The sequence below is a fragment of the Arhodomonas sp. KWT genome (assembly GCF_010993615.1).
Genome location: NZ_WNXE01000574.1, coordinates 1 through 1,034, shown reverse-complemented (window position 1 = coordinate 1,034; position 1,034 = coordinate 1). Strand labels below are relative to the sequence as shown.

Here is a 1,034-nt window from a genome sequence, read left to right as displayed (position 1 = left end):
GCCGTGGGACGTCACGGCGGGGGAGGCGTCAGGGCCGGGCCCCGGCGTGGCCGGGGCCCGGTTTGCCGCCGTTACGGACAGGAGTTGCCGCCGTTGTAGGCGATGCTGCCGGTGACGGTGCCGGCGTTCGTGGTGTCGCAGGCGGTCTCGCCGCCGGTGCCCTGGAGGGAAACGGTGTTGCCCGCGCCATCCACGGTGACGTCGCCCTCGATGAGGATGCCGGTGCCGTCGACGCTGGCAGTGCCGGAAGCAATGGTGCTGTCATCGAGCGTGACGTTGGAGGACGGGCCGACCGTGCCGTTCTGATTGAGTGAGACGCCCACGTGGTCCACGTCGATATCGAGGTTGTCGAGCGTCACCCGTGTGAACGCGGGTGAACCGCTGCCATAGACCATCACGCCGTATCCGTCGCCGGTGATGGTTACACCGGAGGCGCTGCCCGGGCCGTCGTCGAAGACGATACCGAACCCGCCGCCGGTGGTGTCGATGGTGCCGCCATTGACGTTGATGCCGCCCCAGGTGTCCCCGCTGGAACCGTTGCTGTCGGCGATACGGATCCCGTTGCCGCCGAAGTCGCTGATGGTGGCGTTGTCGACGTCTATGCCCTGGCCGCCGAGACCGAGGGCATTGCCGCCGGTGCCGGACACGGTGGCATCCACGATCCGGATGGCCTCTCCGTTGATGATGGAGATGCCTTCGTCGCCGGCGCCGCTGCCCACGTTGTCGATGGTCACGCCGTCGATGACGAAGTCCTTGGTCGCACCGGCATCGTCGGAGAAGTCGCCGACATTGGACAGCATGATTCCGTCACCGTTGAGCACCGTGTCTATGGTCACGCCGGTGATGGTCCCGGAAGCGACGTTGCCGATATGGATCCCCGTCGAATCGGTGTCTGTGATCGTGCCGCCACTGATGTGAAAGCTGCCGACCTGGTTCGCATTGGACAGGGATATGCCTTCCCCGCCGGTGCTGCTGATGTCCACCTGGCCGAGGTCGATGCGGGAGTCGGCGTCCGAGAGGTTCACGCCGGCGGC

The 1,034-nt window shown here is 66.5% G+C and carries 1 protein-coding gene; it reads right to left on the bottom strand.

What is annotated here, in order from left to right:
- Positions 1-71 precede the first annotated feature (71 nt).
- On the bottom strand, positions 72-1,034 hold a 963-nt coding region (locus G7A99_RS20825), incomplete at its 5' end, for a hypothetical protein (protein ID WP_163143800.1).